Genomic DNA, 23,892 nt, shown 5'->3' with positions numbered 1-23,892 from the left:
GAAAATGATGTGGAATATTCATTTACGATCCCAGAACTTTTGACAAGATGTTGACGGCTTTTTCGATTTCTGAATCTGAGACCGTCAATGGAGGAAGGAGGCGGAGGACATGAGATCCGGCCGTTAAAATCAGCAGTTTTTCTTTTCTTGCTTGAACGAGGAAAGGCTCTGCATTGTCTGTAAGCTCTATGCCAATCATTAATCCTTTTCCTCTAATAGATTTAACTACTTTTGCATCGGATAATTTTGTTTTCAACAAGTTTTGGAAATAAGCTCCTTTTCTCTCTACTTCATTTAGAAAATCGTTTTGGAAGATAATTTCCAATGTGGCTTTTGCGGCTCGGACTGAAACCGGATTGCCGCCAAAAGTGGAACCGTGAGAGCCCGGAGAAAAAGCTTGGCCTAGTTCTTTTTTGCCGATGATGGCACCTAAAGGCAGTCCGCTGGCGATTCCTTTTGCGACCGAGACAATGTCGGGATGCAGGCCATAATGTTGGAAGGCAAACGGTTTACCCGTCCTACCGATGCCGGTTTGGATTTCATCGATGATGAGGAGAGAACCGTTTTCATGGCATAACGTTTCCAATGACTGTAAAAATTCCGGCGTGGCCGGATTTATGCCACCTTCTCCTTGGATAATTTCGGTCATCACCGCCGCTGTGTTTTCATCAAGCGCTGCTTTTAAAGCTTCGATATCGTTGAAAGGAACGTATTCAAATGTTTCCAGCATCGGACCAAAGCCGATTTTGACTTTTTCCTGCCCGGTTGCGGCCATTCCGGCAAAAGTCCGTCCGTGAAACGAATGTAAGAACGTGATGATTTTCGAGCGGCCGGTTGCCTTTCTGGCTAATTTGATCGCCGCTTCGTTTGCTTCCGCTCCGCTATTGCAAAAGAATACAAGATCAAGACCGGATGCTTCTGCTAAAAGTTTGGCGGTTTCTTCTTGAAGTTTGCTTTGAAACAGATTGGAAGTGTGCCAAAACAGGTTGAGCTGGTCGATTACCTCTTCTTTAACAGTGGATGGTACATGTCCGAGATTGGTCACCCCAATACCGGCTGTAAAATCGAGATACTCATCGCCGTTTTGATCGGTCAGCCGCGATCCTTTCGCTTTTACGGGCTGCACTTCCCAGCGCGCGTATGTGGGAAATAAGTAACTCATATTGTCACCTTCTCTTTTGCAAATTGTGTTCCATACCAATGGCCGCTTTTATAAAAACGCTTTTTCCCTGATACAATATGCACATGGCCCGTATTTTGGGAAGCCGCTTTTAATGCCGATTGGACTTTTGGAATCATTCCTCCTGTAATGACTCCGCTTTCCATAAGTTGATGGGCTTTTTCTTCTGTCAAACGGTCGATCAATCGGCCGTTTTGGTAGACCCCATCGACGTCCGTCACCATTAAAAAATGGTCCGCGTTGAGAGCCGCAGCCACCGCACAAGCCGCATGATCGGCATTGACATTTAAAATCCGGCCATCCGGACCGGAAGCAATCGGCGTTAAAACAGGCAAAAGTCCTTGTTCGGTGAGGCTGGACAGAAAATCGGCCTTGACGTTTGTTACGTCTCCAACTAGTCCGTATTCTTCACGATTGATATAATCCGCTTCAAGCAAGTAAGCGTCGCTCGAATTTAAACCGATCGCTTGGAAGCCGTGCTGCTGCAGCAGGTGGACCAATTTTCGATTGGTCTTGCCTGAAAGCACCAGCTCGGCTGTTTCCAGCACTTTTTCGTCGGTTACCCTTAAACCGTTTTTAAATTCAGATTTGATCTTGAACAGATCGAGCATGGCGCTGATTTCCGGACCGCCGCCGTGCACGAATACAAGGCGGTAGCCGTCTTTTTCCATTTCTTTCATGCTTTGAAAAAAATCTTCTGATAAATGGTCCACCACACTTCCGCCGCATTTCACTACTGCCGTTTTCATTGGGATCCCCCTTTGTCATACCTTTCATTATGTTCGATAACTGGCATTGATCTTCACGTAATCATAAGTTAAATCGCAGCCCCAAGCTGTTCCTGTCCCATTTCCAACATTCAGACGGATGTGGATCACAACCGTTTCATTTTTTAAATACTCCGTGATGTCTTCTTCGCTGTAGGCTTGAACTTCGCTATTTTTCAGTATCCAATAAGGACCGATTGCAATGTCTATCTGATCCGGAAGAACGGTGGCTTCGCTATAGCCGACGGCGCAAACCACTCTTCCCCAGTTCGCATCGTTGCCATAGACGGCGGTTTTCACCAAACTGGACCCAACTACCGTTTTGGCGATCTTTCTGGCTTCTTCGTCATTGGCTGCTCCTTCGACGTTGACTTCCACCAGTTTTGTTGCTCCCTCGCCATCGCGGGCAATTTTTTTCGCCAAATCTTCGCACACCATTTTGAATGCGGCTAAAAACTTCTGCCATTCCGGATGTTTTGGGGAAAGCGGGTTATTTCCTGCCAGTCCGTTGGCTAAGACAAGGACCATATCATTGGTGGAGGTATCGCCGTCTACGGTAATTTGGTTAAAAGTATCATCCGTAATTTCTTTCAGCGCCTGCTTCACATATCCGTCTTCAACGGCGGCATCAGTCGTGACAAAAGCGAGCATGGTGGCCATGTTCGGCTTGATCATGCCCGATCCTTTCGCTGCGCCTCCGATCGTGACTTTTTTTCCGTCAATGGTCGTTTCGACCCCGCAGCTTTTTGTGACGAGATCCGTCGTCAAAATAGAGGTTTCAAACGAATTCGAATGCTCTTTAGAGGCAGCCGGTTTCAACATCTGAATTCCTTTTTTCATTTTTTCCATTTCTAAATATTCCCCAATGACGCCGGTGGACGCTACGGCTACATAGTGATCGGGAATGCCGAATTTTTTGGCTACCCATTCGCGCGTTTGATAGGCATCCAGCAGCCCTCTGTTTCCGGTGCATGCGTTAGCGCAGGCGCTGTTGACGAGAACGGCTTGCAGTTTATGTTCCTGGGCAAGGCTTTCCTGAGTAACCTTTAACGGAGCAGCTTGAAACACGTTCGTTGTGTAGACAGCTGCAGATTGGGCAGGCACTTCGCTAAAGATAATACCAAGGTCTTTTTTGGCATAACGCAGCCCGGCATGTACTCCGTCAGCGGCGAACCCTTTCGGGGAGATGATAGATCCGTCTTCCAGCTGATGGATATCGTACGGTTTTTTCAATGCTTGCATGTAAAACTCCTCCTGTTCATTTTCACGGGTATAAAGGAAAGCCTTTCAATCCGCTTGTTTCGTCAAATCCAAACATCAAATTTGCATTTTGAACCGCTTGACCCGCGGCTCCTTTCATTAAATTGTCAATAACCGAGACGATGGTGAGTCGGTTCGTTCGTTCATCCACGGCGACCCCGATGTCACAAAAGTTGGAACCAGCTGTTTCTTTCACACTTGGGAACGTACCAAGAGGACGAACGCGGACAAACTTTTCGTTCTTGTATGTTTCTTTGTACAATTCATATACTTGTTCGGATGTCGCTTCTTTGGCTAACGGAGCGTATATCGTGGCCATAATGCCTCTTGTAATCGGCAGCAAATGGGTTGAAAAGGTGATAGGTCCACTAGCCTTGTTCCAAAGTTCGAGCTGCTGTTCGATTTCCGGTATGTGTTGATGAGCATTGACTTTATAAATGCGAAAGTTTTCATTCATTTCCGCGAAATGAACGTTCAAGGAAAGCCCTCTGCCCGCGCCGGAGACGCCGGATTTCGCGTCAACAATAATTTGCTGCACATCAATCCAATGTTCTTTTACGACGGGAGCAAGCCCCAGCAGCGTGGCGGTCGGATAACAGCCCGGATTGGACAAAAGTTTCGCCTTTTTGATGGCTTCTCGGTTCCATTCGGTCAATCCGTAAACCGCTTGTTCCAAATAGAAAGAATCCGCCGGTGTTTTCTTATACCAATTTTTATAATCTTCAGGATTTTTCAAGCGCAAATCGCCCGATAAATCGACTACTTTTACATCATTCTTCAATAGTTCGGGGACCAGTTTTGCTGATGCTCCCGAAGGAACAGCTAAAAAGACAACGTCTGCTTCTTCTGCGATCTGGTCAGGATCTAATTTCGTAAGCTCTAGATCACATATATCAGATAAATGCGGATATTCTGCAGAAATCGGAACGTGGTCTTTGCTTGAAGAATACATTTTATTCAATTTCAAATGGGGATGATGGATTAATAAGCGTATCAACTCGGCTCCTCCATAGCCGGAAGCACCGACAACGGCAGCTTTCATCAGAAACCTCCTGGATTGTATTTTTATTTATAAAATCTCATAATTATAAGTAATTTTTTATAATTATAGAATTGTATGAAGCATAAATCAACTGTTTTTTTCTTGGATGAGAAAAATCAGGCGCATGACAAAAATAAAATTTCGGTTCATTTAAGCAGCTAATACTCCAATCTTTTCTGTTTAAGACGTATTTTTTGCTTGATTGCACGGCCAACGCTTATTTCACCTTATGACTTGTTTTACGGATATGATTGTATATTTATTAATCATTTTGATAAAATATTCAGATTATTTCATCTGCTTTATAAGAGAAACTTATGAGTATAGCTTGAAGTTGTGCTAAAATAAAGGGAAAGTCAATATGCATCATTCATGTTTCCGGTTAAAGAAGAAACGGAGGAGTGTCGATGAATTTAGAGAAATGGTTTGAAAAAGGCATTACAGCAGAGCAATATGTCAAACAGATGGACGTCAACAAAGAAAACCTGCTTTTCATATACAACCAATTTACCATTCCGGAAGGGGAAGAGGATTTTATTAATGGTTTAAAAGAAAAAAAACTGCGCGTGATTGTGTTGACGGAAGACTGGTGCGGTGATTCGATGCTGAATGTTCCGATCTTGTTAAAGTTGGCGGAAGCCGCAGAGATGGACGTACGGTTTTTGTATCGGGATGAAAATCTTGAACTGATGGATCAATATTTAACAAACGGCACAACAAGGTCGATCCCCATTTTCATTTTTTTGAACCAAGATGGAGAAGAGGAAGCTGTTTGGGGACCTAGAGCGTCAGAAATTCAGCAGCTTGTGATCGAAAAACGTTCGGCGCTTCCGCCAATGGATCATCCGGACTTTGAGAAAAAGCATGAAGAAATGCACCAACAATTAAAAAACAGCTATTTGGAAACTGAAGAATATTGGTATGAAGTTTTTGACAGCCTGAAAACAAGGTTGGCTGAACGATTGTTTTAAAGCAGAAAAAAAGGGCCGGTAAGAGAGCTAAGGGTTCTGTTTTCTTGACCATGCCGATACATGAAAGGGATTTCTTTGGCTTTTGAATCACCCGTCACTTGTCAGCATTTTTTTCGATCACGACGGCCGACGGTATTTCGTAGTCTTTATTCATGGGACGGGGCATTTTTATTTTGTATTCGCGCGGCAAGAGAATGGTATTGGAAATCTTTCCGTTTTGGACAAATATTAATAAATTAATATCGTCCCGGTTTGCTATACCAATATTTTGGATCTTTTTCCATTCCTGGCCGAGCACTTTTTTCTGTTCCTTTTCAACCGTATAGGGCGGGAAAAGAAAGACGTGGTCGAAATGCATATGTAAGTCTTTATTAAAATCGACGTAAACGGAATTTTGATCTTTTTTTTCTATTAAAGAAAGCATAGTAGTTTCCGGACTTTCGTTGCTGGCTCGATCGCTTTGCGTATGTCCAAATAAGAGAAGCGAAAACAACAGCAAGTAAATAGGCAAAACGATCCGCTTGGCTCGTTTCTTCATATATGAAACACCTTTCAACGGAAAGGTTTCCCGCGAGCAAAGAAAGTAGAACCCTTCACCATAATACCATTGATTGCCACAGAATGTGTAACATTTTTGTAAATAAAAAGAAATCCGTGCCGTGTTGAACATTATTGTTCTATTATTCTTCCTCCAATCAATGAAGGAATATGAAGAGAGTGAACGGTAAGATAGCCGGGCTAACTCGTAGGCATCTTGTTTTGAAATCATCCCTTTTTTTGTCCCCAATGCAACCCTTTCATCCATTGCAAATCCATCGTTGTTTGATCCACCGGAAAATAGGAAGAGATTTATTTGTCGCTCTGATGTACTGTTTTTCTTGAACGATAGACGAACGCCTTTTTTGATATTGTATTTTTCGTGCTTCAACTCGTTTATCCTTTTATTTTTATCCGCAGTGGCCCGCATTTGATATGCTGCCGCTTTTATCATCAACAGTCTTTATTTGAATATGGTTTTGCAAAAGATATACAGGCAGTTTACGCAGATAGAGATGGTAGGATGAGCGAGCGCAGGCGTATGTTAAGGAAAATCTATTTTATGTGAGAAGAATTTTTTGCGTCGTCCAGAGAAGTGAAAGGTTTCTAAATATTCCTTCGATGTTTGAAGAAAGTGGATAAGCATTTGCACTTAGAGCTGCCAGTTGAAAGGGATGGGGGTGAAAATGAAGGGGGTTACAAAATTGATTCCTTCGTCTTGATAGGCTATGATGTTAGAGGGTAAATGCAAACACATACGACTTTAACAGATTAGGATGGGGAGTTATGAAAAGAGCGAGAATTATTTATAATCCGACATCAGGACGCGAATTGTTTAAAAAACATTTGCCGCAAGTCTTGCAGAAGTTGGAAAATGCCGGTTATGAAACATCCGCTCATGCGACCACCGGTGAAGGCGATGCGATCAGAGCTGCCAAAATCGCGGTGGAACGACGTTATGACATTGTGGTGGCCGCAGGAGGAGACGGGACACTCAATGAAGTCGTAAACGGGTTAGCAGAGCAGGAATATCGGCCAAAACTTGGAGTTATTCCCATGGGAACGACCAATGACTTTGCCAGAGCTCTTCAAATACCGCGTGATATTGAAAAAGCCGTCGATATCATTGTGAAAGGCGATACGCTTCCGGTTGATATCGGACGGATGAATGACCGCTATTTTATTAATATTGCCGGCGGGGGCCGGCTGACAGAACTGACATATGAAGTGCCCAGCAAACTAAAGACGATGATGGGCCAGCTTGCTTATTATATCAAAGGAATTGAAATGCTTCCGTCGATAAAGGCGACGGAATTGACGATTGAATATGATGGAAAATTGTTTGAAGGCGAAGCCATGCTGTTTTTAATTGCCCTGACCAACTCAGTCGGCGGCTTCGAAAAACTGGCTCCCGATGCGTCCATCAATGACGGTCTCTTTACTCTTTTAATTTTAAAGAAAACGAATTTAGCCGAATTTTTGCGAATTGCCACGCTGGCGCTGCGGGGAGAACATTTATCCGACGATCACGTCATTTATACAACGGCCAACCGAGTAAAAGTTCGTTCCTCTGAAAAAGTATTAATTAACTTAGATGGAGAACTGGGCGGAGAAGCACCGGCAGAATTTGAAAATCTTTATCGCCACTTGGACGTATTTGTACCTATTGAAAAAGTTCGTCCGCAAGATCGAGTGGATTGAGGTTGGCGAAAAAAATCTCATTTAAAATGCGAATCCATTTTTAGATATTGGGGCAGGCTTAGGAAGCAAAGTCCGCCCTTTTGTTATGTGCACAAATCTAATCGGATATTGCGAATGGGAAATTGAGATACTGATTTTATAGGAGATACCAAAGAAGGTGATAGGTTTGGCGAAAGTACAGGCACCGGTTCAATTAAATGAAAAGATCGAGGTTGTCTTCGATGATGTCACGCATGAAGGGCAAGGAGTGGCCAAGGTAGACAGCTATCCGTTGTTTGTTCCCGGAGCTCTGCAAGGAGAAAAGGGAACGATTCAAGTAACCAAAATCAATAAAAGCTATGGTTTTGGCAAAATCCTCGACATTTATGAAGAAAGCCCGGAACGCATGAATCCTCCGTGCCCGCTTTACCATGAATGCGGCGGCTGCCAGCTTCAGCATGTAAGCTATGAGGGGCAATTGAAAATAAAAGAAAAGCATGTGCAAGATTGCCTTGTGCGAATCGGAAAAATAACGGATGCGGAAGTCCTTCCGGCATTAGGAATGGAAACACCGTGGCATTACCGCAACAAGGCGCAAGTGCCGGTCGGTCAAAGAAACGGCAAGCTCATTGCCGGTTTTTACAAAAAACGCAGCCACGAGATCATGGAAATGGACGCTTGCATCATTCAGCAAAAGCAAACCGACGAAACGATTCAAGTCGTAAAAGACATTTGCGCCCGCTATCGCATTCGTCCTTACGATGAGAAACAGCATAAAGGCATACTCCGTCATATTATGGTCCGCTATGGCCGGACGAGCGGTGAGATCATGGTCGTCTTGATTACACGGACAAAAGACTTGCCGCATAAAAGGAAGATCGTACAAGAAATCAAAGCACGTGTGCCCGGGATCCGTTCGATTATTCAAAACGTCAACAGCAAGCGAACGAATGTCATTCTCGGCGAGGAAACGATCGTTTTATGGGGACGGGATGTCATTTATGACTCGATCGGCGATGTTCAATTTGCCATTTCGGCCAAGTCCTTTTACCAAGTGAACCCTGAACAAACGAAAGTATTGTATGACAAGGCTTTGGAATATGCCGAATTAAAAAGCGATGAAACGGTCATCGACGCTTATTGCGGCATCGGCACCATTTCGTTGTTTCTAGCCAAAAAAGCGAAAAAAGTGTACGGTGTCGAAATCGTCCCCGAAGCGATTGAGGATGCGAAGAAAAATGCCGAACTCAACGGCATCACCAATGCCGAATTTGCGGCCGGAAAAGCGGAAGAAGTCATACCGGAATGGTACAAAAGAGGAGTCAAAGCCGACGTTCTAGTCGTCGATCCCCCTCGCAAAGGATGCGACCCGGCTCTATTGGACACCATCCTGCAAATGAAACCAAAAAAAGTCGTCTACGTCTCCTGCAACCCCGCCACACTCGCCCGCGACCTCCGCATCCTCGAAGACGGCGGATACAAAACAACCAAAGTCCAACCCGTCGACATGTTCCCACAGACAGGGCATGTGGAAACAGTGGCGCAGATAGTGTTGAGGGGGAATTAAGCAGAAGGAGCCGGAAATCAATCTTTAAAAGATTTTCGGCTCTCATCTGCTTTATTTCTTTTCCAGCTGTATAACCGGTCGCAATCACCACTTTTTTGGGATATTTCGACCAATCGACATCTTGTTCTAACGTATGACCTTGTTTTTTTCCTTCCGATCTCTTGGGACAGAAAGATCTTCCATACGACCATACTGCTTTGTCTAGTTTTCGAGAGTAATAGACGTTTCTTCTATTCGACGTTCCCTCTTGTTCCATTTCGAGGAAAGTCTGGATTTCTTCCTTCATGATCAGCTCTAATTTTTCCTTTACAAACTCACGAATAACGTTTTCCAGTTGATTCATCCAATCTATATTCGATATACTTTTAGACATAGGTAGGGTACTCCTTTCTCTAAGATTTTTGCCAAATCAGAGAATACCCTACCTTTTTCTTTTGGTCTAACTAAATGCTTGACACAAAATTTTATACATCATCTATTTAAGATAGGCACATGGGTTTTATTTGGTCTATACTCATTTATTATACTATTTAATTTACTATTTCAACGTATCATCATTCGATTCACTGATTATTACATAAATGAAGATACATTTAACAGATATGTTTTTACTCCAATGGACTCGAATGGATATTTTGATTTTTTGAAGTTCAATTCGAATATCATTCCGTTTAAAAATACGATTGAATACCTAACTGGATCTGATCGTTTCAATATGGACATAATCATCAATAACACATTAGGTAACATTTTAATTTTCTTGCCATTGGGAATCTTTCTTCCTTTGCTATTTAAAAGATACAGTAGATTTTCGAAGGTAGTTGTTGCTTCAATTGTTATCAGCTTTACAATCGAAACATTACAGATCATTTTAAAAATCGGGCAATTTGATATTGATGATGTCATTCTGAATACAATTGGCAGTATCCTTGGGTTCTTACTTTTAAAGATAATAAAAAGTGTCATAACTTTACCGAAAGAAAGTTTCTTCCGAAGGATTACAAATTGATTCTTTTAAAAGTCCATTTGGAGAGGATTTATAGATAGATTAAAAAACGGGGAGTTAGCGTTTATGAAAATTGTAATGAAATTAGGATTAACAATTGCATTATGCTTTTATCTGTTAATCCTTTCAAAGTTAATTCTGTTCAAATACCTTACGATTCCAGACATCATCGGTCACTTTACATTCAGTTACGAGGGACCGTACTGGAATAGCCACAATTTTATTCCGTTTAAGACGATTACGTATTATTTGTTTTTGGCGAATGATATAAATTTCAATATACGGGTTGAAAATCTAACTGGAAATATTATTGGGTTTGTTCCATTTGGATTTATTCTTCCTTTATTGTCAAGCAAGTTTCATAGTTTTAAAAAGGTTGCGATTGCAACGTTTTGTTTAAGTATGACATTCGAACTGCTTCAACTTATTTTTAGATTTGGAAGTTTTGATGTCGATGATTTGATTTTAAATACCATTGGCGGAATGATAGGGTATATACCCATAAAACTTGCGAGAATGTACATAAAACATATACGGGGAAAACAAAAGAGTGTAATGGATTAAATTTGAAGGTTTAGGTGAATTCCACTACTCTTGTTACAGGTTGTCTACATTCAGCACTCTACGCATGTGGAAGCAGTGGCGCAGATGGTGTTGAAGGAGAAATAAGCAGAGGAAGCCGGAAATCTGAAAAAGATTTTCGGTGTTCCATCTGCTTTTTTTCAATTCGCTCAATATCATCGATGTAGGATTTCAGGAGCCAATTCTTTGAAATCCATAAAGGCTTCCAGTAACTGTTTTAATTCCTCAATGGCAAGTTCATCATGTGTTGTTTGAAGGGGATGCTGCCCATATGAAATAGGAAAGTGATTTGTTCGGCACTAGGTGGGATATAAAAGAAAGGATCTTTTAAATTTTTATGTTGATTTTTAGACGATAGAAAAAGACCGAAATAAATCGGTCTTTCAGAGTGTAGACAAAAGGCATCCGAATGTGCGCTTTCGGATGCCTTTTGACATTTTTATACTTTAAAGGTTGGGATTAGACCCCTCTAAGGGGTCTATTTTATGCCATTATTGGACTTTTCCATGCCCAGCAGGCCATCTTTTTCAAATTCATTGCAGCAAAAGTTAGCATCGCCTGCATGGACAATTTTTTTAAACCTCTTAAAGTTGTCCAACGCATACCATGCTTTTCCTTTGCATCAGCAAAAACACGTTCAATGGTTTCTTTCCGTCTTGCATAAATGCTCTTATTCTCTTGTGTATGCCGAAGATGATCAGCTTCCTCTAAATAAAATTCCCATACATGTCGCTGAATCAGTTTTTTATGCTCCTTACTTTGGGTGCACTTCGAAAGGAATGGACAATCTTTACACTGGACTGGATCAGAAAAATATTGACGATAGCCTTCCTTCGTCGTAGTTGCATATTTTAACACTTGTCCTTGCGGACAAAGATAACAATCGTAGTATTCATCGTAAACATACTCATGTTTTTTGAAATAACCATCCTTTGTACGAGGGCGAGTATAAGGTAAAGCAGGGGTCATATCATTTTCAAATATGTATTGGGCAACGGCGGGAGTTTTATATCCAGCGTCAGCAGCAACTACAACCGGTTTTCCATGTTTTTCGATGACTTTTTCAAGAAGTGGCTCCAATACGGAACTGTCATGAATATTCCCTGGCGTTACAATAGCCCCCAAAACAAAGCCATTTCGATCCGCAGCAGCATGGAATGAGTAAGCAAACTGTTTTGTTCGCTCGTCTTTTACGTAGTAACCACTTTCCGGATCAGTGGTACTTTCTTTTATTTCTTTATATTCTTCTTTCCCAAATTTATCTGGAGGAAATGGCTTTTTTCCATGTGCTTCTCGATCAGCATTTATCTCATCTTGTAGACGTGCTTGATAGGCTTTCGTTTCTTTTCGAACCACTTTCTTCTCAAATTTATGCTTATTCGCACTCGCTTTGACATGAGTAGAATCAATAAAGACATGCTCACTGCTTATCAGCTTCTTATCTGCAGCTTCTTTCAAAATGCGATAGAATATCTGTTCAAATAAGTCTGTATCCTTAAAGCGTCGCTCGTAGTTTTTCCCAAACGTTGAAAAGTGAGGTACCTTATCATAAAAACCAAATCCAAGAAACCAACGGTAAGCCAGATTCGTTTCGATTTCCTCTATAGTTTTTCGCATGGAACGAATACCGAAGGTATATTGGATGAAAGCCATTTTAATCAATACAACTGGATCAATACTTGGTCGACCTCTTTCCGATGAATACATGTCTTGAACAAGCGAATAGATAAATGAAAAATCAATAGCAGCGTCGATTTTACGAACCAAATGATCTGCAGGTACAAGTTGGTCTAAAGCTATCATTTCTATTTGATCACGATTCATCTGTGTATTTTTTGTTAGCACTTCATCCACCTCAATTCATTACGGTATCTTAATTATACAAAAAAAGACTGTCGGCAAATCCGGTTTTTTCGGATTTGTCGACAGTCTGAAAGACCGAAATAAATCGGTCTTTTTTGTATGTCTTGTTCAATTAAACCCCTGTTAGCACAATAAAAAAGGCGGCATCACTTATTGAAGCAGTGCCCCCGTTAGTTGTACAAGCGCCTATTCCAATGATTCAAAATAGTACGTACTATGTGTAAAACGACGAACTTCTCTTTTGTTTTCTTTGATTTTCTCGTGCAATCGCATTATTTGTCAACCGCAATAACCATTTGAATTTGTCATACAGGGCTTGAAATATTTATAACCTTTAGAAAGAAGGTGGATTATAATCAGCAGGTTATAAAGGAGTGGAAATATGATTCTCTCTAAATTTATAGATGAGCTCCCCATTCTCCCTATTTTAAAACCTCGGTGGAAAGATCGTAAGCGTAAAATAATCCCCACCTTTTAATGATAGGGATTAAATACTATTATTGTGATAAGTTATTAAAAACCCGACAATTCAAAGGAATTGTTTTGGACCAAGGAAGTAGTTGATCAAGCTCATCCATATTGCTTATATCCATATTGGGAAGCCTTTCAAATAAGTAGCGAAGATAATAAAATGGATTTAATTTATTCTCTTTTGCTGTCTCCACAATACTGTAAATGATTGAGCTGGCCTTAGCTCCTTTCGGAGTATTGCTAAAAATCCAGTTCTTCCTACCGATCACAAATGGTTTAATGGATCGTTCACTTCGATTATTATCGATTTCTAAACGTCCATCCTCTAAAAATGCCACGAGTTTTTCCCATTGGTTGAGGCAGTATGTAATGGCTTGACCTAATAGACTCTTTGGTAAAACATTGCTTTTCTCTGTTTTTAGCCATGCTGAAAAAGCCTCCAACAATGGTTGGCTGTGTTTAAGTCGTTTTTTATATCGTTCTTCTGGTGTACATTCTTTCAAATCACGCTCGATGGCAAATAGCTGATTACAGAAATTGAGTCCTTCCCGAACTGTGACTGCTGAATGACGTTTGGATTCAGGAAGTACGTTTAAAGCCTCATCGAACTTTCTGCGGGCATGAGCCCAACATCCAACTAATGTTACGCCGGATACCTTATGGTATCCTGCATATCCATCGACATGCAGGTATCCTTTAAACCCTTTTAGGAATTCTTTGGCATGTTCTCCTGCTCTAGTTTCCTGATAGTCATAAAGGACAAGTGGTGGATCCTCTCTTCCAGTCCGATAAAGCCACATGTAAGATTTCGATGTACTTGACCTTCCAGGTTCATGTAAAACCTGAACAGTTGTTTCATCCGCATGTAGAATGTCTTTAGAGAGGAGATGCTCTTTCATTCGTTGATAAATTGGCGCAAGCCATTTTTCGGCACCATAAAGCATCCAATTGGCCATGGTTTGCCTGGATAAGATCACACCTAATCGTTTGAACTGTTGTTCTTGGCGATATAGAGGTAGCCCCTCTACATATTTTTGATTCATAATATATGCCATGCTTGACGGTGAAGCTAAACTTTTTGGATACACAGATTTTGGGGCAGGTGCTGTAACGATTGGTGTCTCTATTTCATTACGCTCACAATGACGGCATCCATAGACATATCGAACGTGTTTTAAAACTTTGACTTGAGCCGGAATAATCACTAATTCTTGTCGTACTTCTGTGCTCATTTCGTGTGTTTTTTCACCGCAACACGAACAGACCTGCTCTTCTTCGGGTAAACGATATTCAATCGTTTCCATAGGCAGGTTTTCAAACGTAGCTTGACGTTGACCACGTTTCTTTTTACGACGATATGTAATTGTTTCAACAGTTGGCTCTTCGGCTTTTACATTAGACTCTACCTCTGCTTCATTGAATAAAGGTAGTTCTAATTGATTAGGATTTGTTTTTTCGCTTGAAGAGCCAAATTTTCGTTTTTGACTAAGACGATACTGTTCTTCATACCATCGTAATTTCGCCGTCAATTCAACGATTTGCTGTTGAAGTTTTTCAATTAATTCAAATGGGTTTTGGGTAGGATTCTTTAAATTTTTCATCATGTAGTAATAATTCGACGGTTTTAGCTATTTTCCTCCAAGGTTTTTGTTAAAAGTAAAAAATTCATATAACTGTTCTAGCCTTTACTTCTGGGTGTGCTTTCTTTTGCTCCATTGCAAGACCATCCAATAACCAGCGTAATTGCCGATAACTAATTTGTATCGTTCCAGTGTCATTTTCATTTGGCCATTGAAATTTTCCTTTTTCCAATCGACGATAATAAAGCCAAAAACCATTATAGTCCCAGTGAAGAATTTTTAATTTATCTCGCTTTCGATTACAGAACACAAAATAGCTTGATGAAAAGGGATCTAAATCAAATCCCTCTTTCACCAAAGCAGCTAATCCATCAATGGATTTTCTCAAATCAGTACTTCCTTTTGCCAAGTAAACTCGTTCAGCTCTTGTACCAACTAACATGTTGATTTCAACGTCCTAACCACTTCTGAAAGAAAGGCCGGATCGAAACCAGGTTTTACTTCAATTGAAATCCCACTAATTTCAATCCGTAATGAATTTTCAACTGTTTGTGAATGATCTTCTAGGGTAACGGATGCCCATTTTGTAGACTTTCCTTGATTTTTTATTGGATTTTCAATTTTTCTTAACCAGTATTTAAACTGGTGAATACTCCATTGATTTTCCTTGCACCAGTTTACTTGAGTTTGACCGCTTTTACGATAGTCAGCGATTCGTTGTTCCCAAACCTTTCGTAATTCAGGATTCTTAGGCATAAAAAAACCTCCTTCAATTTCATCTTGAGGAGATTATCTCATGAAATTAGCACATCAAGAAGGTGTCCAAGATTTGACGCTTACGAAAGATCCGTTTCATACTTATTATGAAGTGAATATGACGGAATTTAAACAGTCGCTCCATAGCGAATTAAATGATACAACTGTATGGGGCTATGAAGGAAGTTATCCAGGACCTACAATTGAAGTAGAGAGCGGAGAAAAAGTGTTTATTAAATGGATGAACAATCTTCCAGATAAGCATCTTTTGCTGGTAGACCATACGGTGCATGGTGCCCATGTGGATGTACCGGAAGTACGAACGGTGGTACACGTACATGGCGCTAGTGTTGAATGGGAAAGCGATGGCTACCCGGAGGCTTGGTTTACACAAGGATTCAAACAAGTCGGTCCCTATTTTAGAAAGCAAATATATCAATATGATAATGACGATCAAGCTTGCACCCTCTGGTATCATGACCATGCGCTTGGTATCACGAGACTCAATGTGTATGCTGGATTGGCAGGATTCTATCTTATCAGAGATCATCGGGAACGTTTATTGAATTTACCAAGTGGGAAATATGAGGTCCCTCTTATGATACAAGACAAGACTTTTCATAAAGATGGTTCTCTTTATTACCCGAAGCAGCCAGAAAAACCAGTCCCGGAATTAGAAACGTCGATCGTTCCTGAATTTTTTGGAGATACCATCTTGGTGAACGGAAAAGTATGGCCGTATCTAAAAGTGGAACCCCGTAAATATCGATTCAAGCTGTTAAATGCATCTAACACCCGTTTCTATAGGCTAAAGCTTGATTCGGGACAACTTTTTTATCAAATCGGGACGGATGGAGGATTCATGCAACACCCGATAGGCGTCAAAGAAATCACGTTGGCACCTGCAGAACGAGCAGATGTGATCATTGATTTTACCAATCTTGAGGGCAAGAATATGATCATGACAAATGATGCCCCCGCGCCATTTCCAACCGGAGATCCACCAAATGAAAATACAGGTACTGTGATGCAGTTTAGAGTGACTCTTCCACTGTCAAGTGTTGATACGAGTGTTATTCCGGCTTATATGATGCCTCTTCCCAAAATAAAAGAACAGTCCGCTTCAAAGAAACGATCCCTAACATTAAATGAGAATACGGATAAGTACGGTCGTAAAATCATGCTATTGGATAATAAACACTGGGATGCCCCTATAACAGAGAATCCTAAATTGGGATCAACCGAAATATGGTATCTTATTAACTTAACGGAGGATACACATCCTATTCATCTTCACTTAATTAATTTTCAAATATTAGACCGGAGGGAGTTCAATGTAGAAAAGTTTAAAAAGGAGAGAATGATCCATTATACTGGTCCTGCGTTGCCTCCCGAACCACAAGAACGAGGATGGAAAGATACAGTAAGAGCTAATCCTAACCAGGTCACTCGAATAATCATGAAGTTTGGTCCTTATACAGGGTTGTATGTATGGCACTGTCATATCTTGGAGCACGAGGATTATGAGATGATGAGACCGTATATTGTGATCCGATAATAGACTGTTCTCCTTGAGTATGTACTTGAACTGTATCTATGCTCGTAAATATCCAATTAAACCGATGTTAATGTCTGGACAAATTGTTTTGTTAATTGAATTTAAATTTAGATTAAAGATAAGTGTCCCACGTACATCTCATTTTAATTAAATTTTCCTATCCTCAGTACTCATCCCATGTGAGTGCTGTGCGTTGATAGAGAGGATTAGAGAATAAGCAGATGGGTTCGAGAATCGGTAAAAGATTCTCGGACTCCCATTTGCTTTTATTTCGATTCGGTCAATGAACCTGGCGTTAGCTCTTTAAAGGACAGGAACTTTTAAAATTGTATTTTGATTATTTGTTGGCTAATCCATTCAACCGAATTTTGGTTAGAGATTGGTGTATGGAAAGAGGTTCCGTTCAAACTATATAGGATATTTCTTGATTGATTACGATTACTTTTTTCAATCAAATCGATCAACTCTTCTTTACTTAAATCAGCTTGATGAAAAAGAGAAAGAATTAAGGATTCATAGGACATGAATTGATACAATTGAATAAAGTCAAAAGTATTTTCGACATTAATTAATTCCATTAACCTCTCATTGTTTAAAAATGTCCTAAAGGGTCCATAAATTCCCTTTTCATCTTCACTGACGATATAAACAGGACCGAGATACAAGCTCAATAATACAAGGGAAAAAATAGTGATAAAACGTTCGCCGGCATTTTTTCCATTGGCCAAAATACAACCAATTAATGTTTCTAAAGCAGCTTCAGAATGAGAATCGATTTCTTTAACGTCTTTCCGAAAGAAGTCTCCCATCCTCTAGGAATGTGAAGGTGTGAATAGCACCAATGAGTAGGTGGGAGATGAATTTCGGTTGGCTTTAGCCAAAGTTATTTTTCCAATCCCTTTCTCAACAATTCTAAGATTGCGGCTGTTCTAGTTGGAATCCCATTTTCTTTTTGATATTGCTCCAATTTTTCTAATATCGTCTTAGGCATACGAATTTCTACACGTTCTTTCTCTTCTCTCATGATTATCACCTCATATTGATTGTACGGATTTTTTACGGTATAATCAATATATACGAAATTTTTCCGCACAAAGTGAGGTGAATTGATATGGCCAAGCAAAACAAAGCTTTCAAGTTTCGTTTGTTACCAAACAAAGAACAATCCGCATTATTAGCTAAGACATTTGGTTGTGTTCGCTTTGTCTACAATAAGATGTTAGCTGAACGCAAAGAAACGTATGAAAAGTTCAAGGATGATAAAGAATTGCTTAAAAAGCAAAAGTTTCCGACCCCTGCAAAATATAAAAGTGAATTTCCATTCCTAAAAGAAGTGGATTCTTTAGCTTTGGCAAATGCACAAATGAACTTACAGACTGCTTATAAGAATTTCTTTGAAGGAAATGCGGATTTTCCAAAGTTCAAAAATCGTAAAGCAAAACAATCCTATACAACTAATATGGTCAACGGAAATATTAAGCTAGAAAATGGTCATATCAAACTGCCAAAAATCAAAAAGCCAATAAAAATGAAACAGCATAGAGAGATACCTGCTGATTATAAAATCAAATCTTGCACTATTTCTAAAACAAAGACAGGCAAATACTACATTTCAATTTTGACAGAATATGAGAAAGATATTCGTCCAGTTAAAATACAGAAAGTTGTTGGTTTGGATTTTGCTATGGATGGTCTATATGTCGAGAGTGAACAGGGTAAGAAAGCCAATTACCCACGTTACTATCGGCAAGCCTTAGATAAATTAGCAAAAGCACAACGAATTCTTTCTCGAAGAAAGAAAGGTTCTGCAAGATGGGAAAAACAACACCTGAAAGTGGCTAAGCTACATGAAAAGACAGCGAATCAGCGCAGAAACTTTCTTCATCATAAGTCAAAAGAATTAGCAACAAACTATGACGCTGTGATTATTGAGGACTTAGACATGAAAGGCATGTCTCAAGCCCTCAACTTTGGAAAAAGCGTTCATGATAACGGCTGGGGGATGTTCACTACTTTCTTAGCGTATAAGCTAAAAGAACAGGGGAAACAACTTGTGAAAATTGATAAGTGGTTTCCCTCCACTAAGAAGTGTTCATGTTGCGGCAAGGAAAAAGAAATGCCATTATCTGAACGTGTATATAAATGTTCTTGCGGCTTTGTATTAGATCGCGATCACAATTCAGCAATCAATATCAAAAATGAGGGATTACGCTTATTAGCATAAAGAATAATAACTTTCGGAACGAGAGGGTTAGCTCGGTCAATTTTCTGTCATTAGACGGGATTACCCGAGAAGCCCCCACTTCAATCAAACCGTAAGGTTGATAAGTGGAGGGTAGTTCACTGGAATCACGTATTGTTTGATTTGTTCTTACAGCTTCTAAAGATATGTTTTTCAATATATTGAATGCGGCTTCTTTTGTGCCAATCATATCCCTTAATAATTCAAATATGATTTGTAAATCTGCTACGTATATTTCATGCTCTGTAGATAGAATTCGAAATAATTCATAATAGTATTTTTCAAATGCCTTTTCATCGGGTAAGTTTTTTGAGGCTTCTTCAAGAATGATGTCTGGAATGAGAATGACTTTAGATAGTTGAAATCCCTTTTGTATAATAAAAGGATTACACACAGCGTCCTTCCTTAGCTTTGACAGCATCATATTATCCATAATATACAGTGCTTGATTAGCGTATAAAGATTTTTTTAGGCTTTCCGAATGAAATTGGATAAAAGGTTTTATGGGACGGATCTTAGGATTTTCGATAACCTTCATTTTCACTTTCGCCCGCTAACTCTTTTCGCCAATCTAGCACTAAATGATATAATTTTTTATATTTATTGATGATGGATTGATAATCTTCTTCATTTAGGTTATTTTCCGCTTTTGATATCAAATTTTTATAATCGTCAATTTTAATTTTATTGCTAGCTGCAAATAAGGTTCGGTCTATTTCATCAGGCAGGTTATTTTTATAATCATAATCAATAATATCTTTAGCTTCATCAATGGTAATGAATTGATTTTGAGCCAGTTTTATTACGATTGCCTTATAAGGAACTTCAAAAACAGGAATTAAATGAACTGCAATGTCGGTTAAACTAAGACTGCTATCCTTTTTTAAAGATAGATATTTCCGATTTAAAATATGATCATTAATCAGAAGTTCACCTGCAAAAAGATTTGGCAGTCTCTCCTTTTCATCAAAAATACTGTCTATCTGAACAAAATTTTCTTCTTTTTTCTTCACCTTATCTTTATCAAAATAAAAGTGATAGAACTCATGCGCCCACATAAAGTTCTCATAAATTTTAGGCTGTGCTGTGTTGATTTGTATATAAAAATCCTGATTGTAATAAAAAACTAAACCACCATAATCTGAATTTTTAATGGGAAATTCTAATACGCGTGCATTTTCATATAAATAAGTTTTAATGAATTCTAAAGGCTTAGAGGCAATAAGAGGATCACCGGAAGACTTTAACATCTCAATTTTTGATTTCACTTCAGGCAAATAATCTCGATTAAAATTGACTACTTTTTCTATATTCTCTTTATTGATCACGATGTTCTCCTCCAAACATAACTGGTGGATGAGACAAAGGTTTGAGAACATCAATCAATTCGACGAATTCTCTAAAAACTTTCATCCCTTCTTTAAATGCTTCATTCACTTCTCCATTTAAAGAAAGTGCAGCAAAATCCATAAAATTTTGTTCTTCCATTTTTTCATTGACACCTTTAGGCAAATCCATTTCTTTACGATGAAAATAAAAGGGATCTTTAATTCTAAACAGCTTTAACATTTTCTCCTCAAATTGATCCACATTTCCTTCACCTTTAAGAAATCTGTAAAAAGCACCTTTGCTTATTCCTAATCGATCTATAACCCAGTTATGTTTAATACCTTTCGCATCTAAATATTTCCTTATATTTTCTCCAATTATTTTTTTGGCCTCGCTCATCATCACACCTCCAAGTCTTTTGGTATTCATTTTGTATACTTCTATATATTATTATACGCAATAAACGTAAAAAAGTACATTATCTTAGACGAAATAGTGCATGTTTTGAATACTTTTATAAGATAAAGATGAAAACCAAAAAAATCCGTCCTTCAGCTAAAGTTTTTCCATTCTGAAGTTATGATTAACTTCTATCGGTAACAATATGAATTGTCTACACTCTCGGCGACGAAACGATCGTTTTATGGGGACGGGATGTCATTTACGACTTTATAGGTGACGTCCAATTTGCTATTTCAGCAAGGTCCTTTTACCAAGTCAACCCTGAACAAACGAAAGTATTGTATGACAAAGCTTTGGAATATGCCGAATTAAAAGGCGATGAAGCGGTCATCGACGCTTATTGCGGCATCGGCACCATTTCGTTGTTTTTAGCGAAAAACGCGAAAAAAGCGTACGGCGTTGAAGTCGTCCCCGAAGCGATCGAAGACGCAAAGAAAAACGCTGAAAACGGCATCACCAATGCCGAATTTGAGGCAGGAAAAGCAGAAGAAGTCATTCCAGAATGGTACAAAAGAGGAATCAAAGCCGACGTTCTAGTTGTCGATCCCCCTAGAAAAGGATGCGACCCAGTTCTATTAGAAACCATCCTTCAAATAAAACCAAAAAAAGTCGTCTACGTCTCCTGCAACCCCGCCACACTCGCCCGCGACCTCCGAATCCTCGAAGACGGCGGATACAAACCCCTCAAACTCCAACCCGTCGACAAGTTTCCGCAAACAAGGCATGTGGAGTGCGTGGTATTGATGTCAAGGGTTGAGAAATAAAGATACTTTAAGCACTTATAGATAAAGGGTTTCCTGACAATGAATTTTTCTCATGACATCTTTGTCGAGGACGTTAATGTCGGGAAACCCTTATTTTTATTCTTTGAGGAAACATGTCAACTACCATGAAAGTGATAGGGATCGAGTTGATAGGTTAGATTTTTTATTGGGGTTGAGAAGGCAGGATAGATAATTAAAAAGATACCATAGGACAAGTAATTCAAAAGTATACAAATCCTTTTACAAAAGCTGAATATGTATACAGCTTAATAGAAAGTGAGGTGCAGCAAGATGGCAGTTAATAAAAATGTAATGATTATACCTGCAATTAAACGTGTAGGCAACAGCCGAAAAGAAGATGAAACACCAAAACTTCGGGTCGCTGCTTATTGCCGAGTTTCTACAGATAGTGATGAGCAGGCTAGTAGTTACGAAGTGCAGATTGAACACTATACAGAGTTTATCAAGAAGAATTCAGAGTGGGAATTTGCAGGGATTTTTGCTGATGATGGTATCAGCGGCACAAATACAAAAAATCGCGACGAATTTAATCGAATGATTGATGAGTGTATGGCTGGGAAAATTGATATGGTTATTACCAAATCAATAAGCCGATTTGCTAGAAATACCTTGGACTGTCTACAATACATCAGAAAACTTAAAGATAAAAACGTTGCGGTATATTTTGAGAAAGAAAATATCAATACACTGGATGCCAAAGGTGAAATTATGCTTACCATTATGGCATCCTTAGCGCAACAAGAGAGCCAGTCATTAAGCCAGAATGTAAAGCTTGGCTATCAATACCGATACCAACAGGGAGAGGTAATGGTCAATTGTTCTAGGTTTTTAGGATATACCAAAGATGAAAATAAGCGATTAGTAATTGTGCCGGAGGAAGCTGAAATAGTTAAAAGGATTTACCGAGAGTATCTTGGAGGCTCAAGTATGGATAAAATCAAAAAAGGACTTGAAGCTGATGGCATACTTACGGGAGCGGGAAAAAAAGGTGGCATACCAGTACTATAAGGAAAATATTAAGCAATGAAAAATACATTGGTGATGCACTGCTCCAAAAAACTTATACGGTAGATTTTCTTACAAAAAAGAGGGTTGTAAATAACGGAATCGTACCTCAGTATTATGTAGAGAATAACCATGAAGCCATTATTCCGCGTGAAATCTTTATGCAGGTACAAGAAGAGTTAGTTCGTAGAAGTAGAGGACATATAAGTACTAGTGGAAAGAAAAGAAACTTTAGTTCAAATCATGTATTTTCACAAATTATCTTCTGTGGAGAGTGTGGCGAAATATACCGTAGAGTTCATTGGAATAACCGAGGTAAAAAATCGATTGTTTGGAGATGCATCAGTAGACTTGAGAATACAGGGTTAACTTGTCATTCCCGAACCGTGCTGGAGGATATGATAGGCCTTGCTACGGTGGAGGCAATTAATAAACTAATAGGGCAAAAGAATGGCTTTTTAACTATCTTAAAGGAAAATATAGAAACAGTGATAAGTGAAACGGACAATAATATTGTTGCCGAGATAGATAAAAAGCTAGAGGAATTACAAAAAGATCTTTTGAGACTGGCCAATTCCAAAGAGGATTATAACGACATTGCTGATGAGATTTATAGGCTCAGAGAAGAAAGGCATAAGGCTTTAGCAGAAGAAGCAGGCAAAAAAGGTTCCAAGCAAAGACTAGAAGATATGGAAAAGTTCCTAAATGAACAATCCAGCCTCCTTGAGGAATATGATGAGCAGCTAGTAAGGAGACTTATAGAGAAAATAACGGTCTATGATGATAAACTAACTATTGAATTTAAATCTGGTGTAGAAGTATATGTATAAACATAACCTTCATGAATGACCACCATTCAGGAGATATATTCTCTTGATTGGTGTTTTTCTTCTTATTGACTAGAATTGGTAAAAGGCATATAATCTTATTAACAATGTTGTTAATATTGTTATTGATAAGGAGATGACAACATGGGTGATGTTAATGAGTTACTAGAACAAGCTATTAAGGAAACTGAAAACTTGAATGAAGGTGAAGTCTTTCTTGTCAAAGATCTGTTCAAGGGTTATGTATGGAATAGAATACCCAGAAAGGATCGACTTCTGCTTGGGACTTTATTTTTAAACTACGTAAATAAAATGGAAGGTAATATAAAGGCTATTGAAAAGACGTCATCTAACCAGCAGAGGTATCAGAAGGTTTGAGGATATAGCAAAACTATTATGAAGGGCAATAAATAACTATAAAT

The 23,892-nt window shown here is 39.3% G+C and carries 24 protein-coding genes and 3 pseudogenes; 12 read left to right on the top strand and 15 right to left on the bottom strand.

The genetic code is table 11. The features are described from left to right. Positions 1 to 22: 22 nt before the first annotated feature. The 4 genes from N1I87_RS15650 to argC are packed head-to-tail and all read right to left on the bottom strand — an operon-like array spanning position 23 to position 4,249. Positions 23 to 1,162, bottom strand: coding sequence for an acetylornithine transaminase (locus N1I87_RS15650; protein WP_048624096.1), 1,140 nt, complete (start codon positions 1,160 to 1,162; stop codon positions 23 to 25). Then, positions 1,159 to 1,929 carry an acetylglutamate kinase gene (gene argB / locus N1I87_RS15645; RefSeq protein ID WP_341102808.1) on the bottom strand — a complete coding sequence of 257 codons (771 nt, stop codon included), beginning with the start codon at positions 1,927 to 1,929 and terminating at the stop codon, positions 1,159 to 1,161. Before argB ends, N1I87_RS15650 begins: the two co-directional genes overlap by 4 nt. 27 nt (positions 1,930 to 1,956) lie before the next feature. Beyond that, positions 1,957 to 3,189, bottom strand: a complete 1,233-nt coding sequence (argJ, locus tag N1I87_RS15640) for a bifunctional glutamate N-acetyltransferase/amino-acid acetyltransferase ArgJ (RefSeq protein ID WP_341102806.1) — start codon at positions 3,187 to 3,189, stop codon at positions 1,957 to 1,959. 22 nt (positions 3,190 to 3,211) lie between these two features. Then, positions 3,212 to 4,249, bottom strand: coding sequence for an N-acetyl-gamma-glutamyl-phosphate reductase (gene argC, locus N1I87_RS15635; RefSeq protein WP_341102804.1), 1,038 nt, complete (start codon positions 4,247 to 4,249; stop codon positions 3,212 to 3,214). Between the two features lie 407 nt (positions 4,250 to 4,656). On the opposite strand from argC, the gene N1I87_RS15630 reads away from it, so the two are divergent. Next, positions 4,657 to 5,220 (top strand): thioredoxin family protein, encoded by a 564-nt coding sequence (locus tag N1I87_RS15630; protein ID WP_003354132.1) that lies wholly within the window; start codon positions 4,657 to 4,659, stop codon positions 5,218 to 5,220. 94 nt (positions 5,221 to 5,314) lie between these two features. Here the strand turns inward: N1I87_RS15630 and N1I87_RS15625 are convergent, their stop codons facing one another. Then, positions 5,315 to 5,758, bottom strand: coding sequence for a hypothetical protein (locus N1I87_RS15625; protein ID WP_327797146.1), 444 nt, complete (start codon positions 5,756 to 5,758; stop codon positions 5,315 to 5,317). Between the two features lie 785 nt (positions 5,759 to 6,543). On the opposite strand from N1I87_RS15625, the gene N1I87_RS15620 reads away from it, so the two are divergent. Together N1I87_RS15620 and rlmD (N1I87_RS15615) are read left to right on the top strand one after the other, a co-directional pair. After that, positions 6,544 to 7,458: a diacylglycerol kinase gene (locus tag N1I87_RS15620; protein WP_003354134.1), complete on the top strand. Its 915-nt coding sequence runs from the start codon at positions 6,544 to 6,546 to the stop codon at positions 7,456 to 7,458. A 157-nt stretch (positions 7,459 to 7,615) separates the two neighbouring features. After that, on the top strand, positions 7,616 to 9,004 hold the full coding sequence (gene rlmD, locus N1I87_RS15615; RefSeq protein WP_341102800.1) for a 23S rRNA (uracil(1939)-C(5))-methyltransferase RlmD: 1,389 nt from the start codon (positions 7,616 to 7,618) through the stop codon (positions 9,002 to 9,004). A 153-nt stretch (positions 9,005 to 9,157) separates the two neighbouring features. Here rlmD (N1I87_RS15615) and N1I87_RS15610 read toward each other — a convergent pair. Next, positions 9,158 to 9,377 (bottom strand): annotated as a pseudogene (locus tag N1I87_RS15610) (transposase); the annotation flags it as partial. Positions 9,378 to 9,620: 243 nt separating this feature from the next. Between N1I87_RS15610 and N1I87_RS15605 the strand changes: the two are divergent. Together N1I87_RS15605 and N1I87_RS15600 are read left to right on the top strand one after the other, a co-directional pair. Beyond that, positions 9,621 to 10,013, top strand: a complete 393-nt coding sequence (locus N1I87_RS15605) for a VanZ family protein (RefSeq protein WP_341102798.1) — start codon at positions 9,621 to 9,623, stop codon at positions 10,011 to 10,013. Positions 10,014 to 10,076: 63 nt separating this feature from the next. Next, positions 10,077 to 10,574, top strand: coding sequence for a VanZ family protein (locus tag N1I87_RS15600; RefSeq protein ID WP_341102796.1), 498 nt, complete (start codon positions 10,077 to 10,079; stop codon positions 10,572 to 10,574). A gap of 501 nt (positions 10,575 to 11,075) precedes the next feature. Here N1I87_RS15600 and N1I87_RS15595 read toward each other — a convergent pair. The 4 genes from N1I87_RS15595 to tnpA all read right to left on the bottom strand — a co-directional run bounded on the left by N1I87_RS15595 (position 11,076) and on the right by tnpA (position 15,262). Continuing rightward, positions 11,076 to 12,437: an IS1182 family transposase gene (locus N1I87_RS15595; protein WP_341102794.1), complete on the bottom strand. Its 1,362-nt coding sequence runs from the start codon at positions 12,435 to 12,437 to the stop codon at positions 11,076 to 11,078. Positions 12,438 to 12,952: 515 nt separating this feature from the next. Further along, positions 12,953 to 14,530, bottom strand: a complete 1,578-nt coding sequence (gene tnpC / locus N1I87_RS15590; protein ID WP_048623352.1) for an IS66 family transposase — start codon at positions 14,528 to 14,530, stop codon at positions 12,953 to 12,955. 61 nt (positions 14,531 to 14,591) lie between these two features. Continuing rightward, positions 14,592 to 14,948 carry an IS66 family insertion sequence element accessory protein TnpB gene (tnpB, locus tag N1I87_RS15585; protein WP_003352857.1) on the bottom strand — a complete coding sequence of 119 codons (357 nt, stop codon included), beginning with the start codon at positions 14,946 to 14,948 and terminating at the stop codon, positions 14,592 to 14,594. Beyond that, positions 14,942 to 15,262, bottom strand: a complete 321-nt coding sequence (gene tnpA / locus N1I87_RS15580) for an IS66 family insertion sequence element accessory protein TnpA (protein WP_003352856.1) — start codon at positions 15,260 to 15,262, stop codon at positions 14,942 to 14,944. Before tnpA ends, tnpB begins: the two co-directional genes overlap by 7 nt. A gap of 40 nt (positions 15,263 to 15,302) precedes the next feature. Here tnpA and N1I87_RS15575 point away from each other — a divergent pair, with 40 nt between their 5' ends. Then, the gene (locus tag N1I87_RS15575; protein ID WP_341102792.1) at positions 15,303 to 16,820 is read left to right on the top strand and encodes a multicopper oxidase family protein; all 1,518 of its coding nucleotides are present in this window, start codon (positions 15,303 to 15,305) and stop codon (positions 16,818 to 16,820) included. 320 nt (positions 16,821 to 17,140) lie between these two features. Here N1I87_RS15575 and N1I87_RS15570 read toward each other — a convergent pair whose 3' ends face one another. Both N1I87_RS15570 and N1I87_RS15565 read right to left on the bottom strand, forming a co-directional pair. Next, complete coding sequence (locus N1I87_RS15570) at positions 17,141 to 17,629, bottom strand: hypothetical protein (protein ID WP_341102790.1); 489 nt, start codon at positions 17,627 to 17,629, stop codon at positions 17,141 to 17,143. Between the two features lie 74 nt (positions 17,630 to 17,703). Continuing rightward, positions 17,704 to 17,844 carry a ribbon-helix-helix protein, CopG family gene (locus tag N1I87_RS15565; RefSeq protein WP_003352379.1) on the bottom strand — a complete coding sequence of 47 codons (141 nt, stop codon included), beginning with the start codon at positions 17,842 to 17,844 and terminating at the stop codon, positions 17,704 to 17,706. A gap of 87 nt (positions 17,845 to 17,931) precedes the next feature. Between N1I87_RS15565 and N1I87_RS15560 the strand changes: the two genes are divergently transcribed. Continuing rightward, positions 17,932 to 19,044 carry an RNA-guided endonuclease TnpB family protein gene (locus N1I87_RS15560; RefSeq protein ID WP_003353982.1) on the top strand — a complete coding sequence of 371 codons (1,113 nt, stop codon included), beginning with the start codon at positions 17,932 to 17,934 and terminating at the stop codon, positions 19,042 to 19,044. On the opposite strand, the gene N1I87_RS15555 is transcribed toward N1I87_RS15560, so the two are convergent. The 3 genes from N1I87_RS15555 to N1I87_RS15545 all read right to left on the bottom strand — a co-directional run bounded on the left by N1I87_RS15555 (position 19,013) and on the right by N1I87_RS15545 (position 20,790). After that, the gene (locus N1I87_RS15555; protein ID WP_341102788.1) at positions 19,013 to 19,495 is read right to left on the bottom strand and encodes a hypothetical protein; all 483 of its coding nucleotides are present in this window, start codon (positions 19,493 to 19,495) and stop codon (positions 19,013 to 19,015) included. The genes N1I87_RS15560 and N1I87_RS15555 overlap by 32 nt on opposite strands. 82 nt (positions 19,496 to 19,577) lie before the next feature. Next, complete coding sequence (locus tag N1I87_RS15550) at positions 19,578 to 20,390, bottom strand: ImmA/IrrE family metallo-endopeptidase (protein WP_341102785.1); 813 nt, start codon at positions 20,388 to 20,390, stop codon at positions 19,578 to 19,580. Next, a complete protein-coding gene (locus tag N1I87_RS15545; protein WP_341102784.1) occupies positions 20,380 to 20,790 on the bottom strand; it encodes a hypothetical protein in 411 nt (136 codons plus the stop codon). Before N1I87_RS15545 ends, N1I87_RS15550 begins: the two co-directional genes overlap by 11 nt. Positions 20,791 to 21,014: 224 nt before the next feature. On the opposite strand from N1I87_RS15545, the pseudogene rlmD (N1I87_RS15540) reads away from it, so the two are divergent. From rlmD (N1I87_RS15540) to N1I87_RS15530, 5 genes and pseudogenes are all read left to right on the top strand, one after another. Then, positions 21,015 to 21,617: pseudogene (gene rlmD, locus N1I87_RS15540) on the top strand (23S rRNA (uracil(1939)-C(5))-methyltransferase RlmD); the annotation flags it as partial. A gap of 291 nt (positions 21,618 to 21,908) precedes the next feature. Then, entirely contained in the window at positions 21,909 to 22,646 is a 738-nt protein-coding gene (locus tag N1I87_RS18140; RefSeq protein WP_445285700.1) for a recombinase family protein, read from the top strand. Further along, a pseudogene (locus N1I87_RS18135) lies at positions 22,643 to 22,771 on the top strand (hypothetical protein); the annotation flags it as partial. The gene N1I87_RS18140 and the pseudogene N1I87_RS18135, both read left to right, overlap by 4 nt. A gap of 33 nt (positions 22,772 to 22,804) precedes the next feature. Next, complete coding sequence (locus N1I87_RS18130; protein ID WP_445285699.1) at positions 22,805 to 23,473, top strand: recombinase zinc beta ribbon domain-containing protein; 669 nt, start codon at positions 22,805 to 22,807, stop codon at positions 23,471 to 23,473. Between the two features lie 141 nt (positions 23,474 to 23,614). Further along, positions 23,615 to 23,848 (top strand): single-stranded DNA-binding protein, encoded by a 234-nt coding sequence (locus N1I87_RS15530; protein ID WP_036175045.1) that lies wholly within the window; start codon positions 23,615 to 23,617, stop codon positions 23,846 to 23,848. Positions 23,849 to 23,892 lie beyond the last annotated feature (44 nt).

It is taken from the genome of Bacillus sp. FSL W8-0102, from assembly GCF_038007225.1.
GTDB classification, from domain to species: domain Bacteria; phylum Bacillota; class Bacilli; order Bacillales; family DSM-4216; genus Bacillus_O; species Bacillus_O smithii.
Note: the sequence above shows the minus strand (reverse complement) of the source record. Positions and strands in the feature narration are given on the sequence as shown.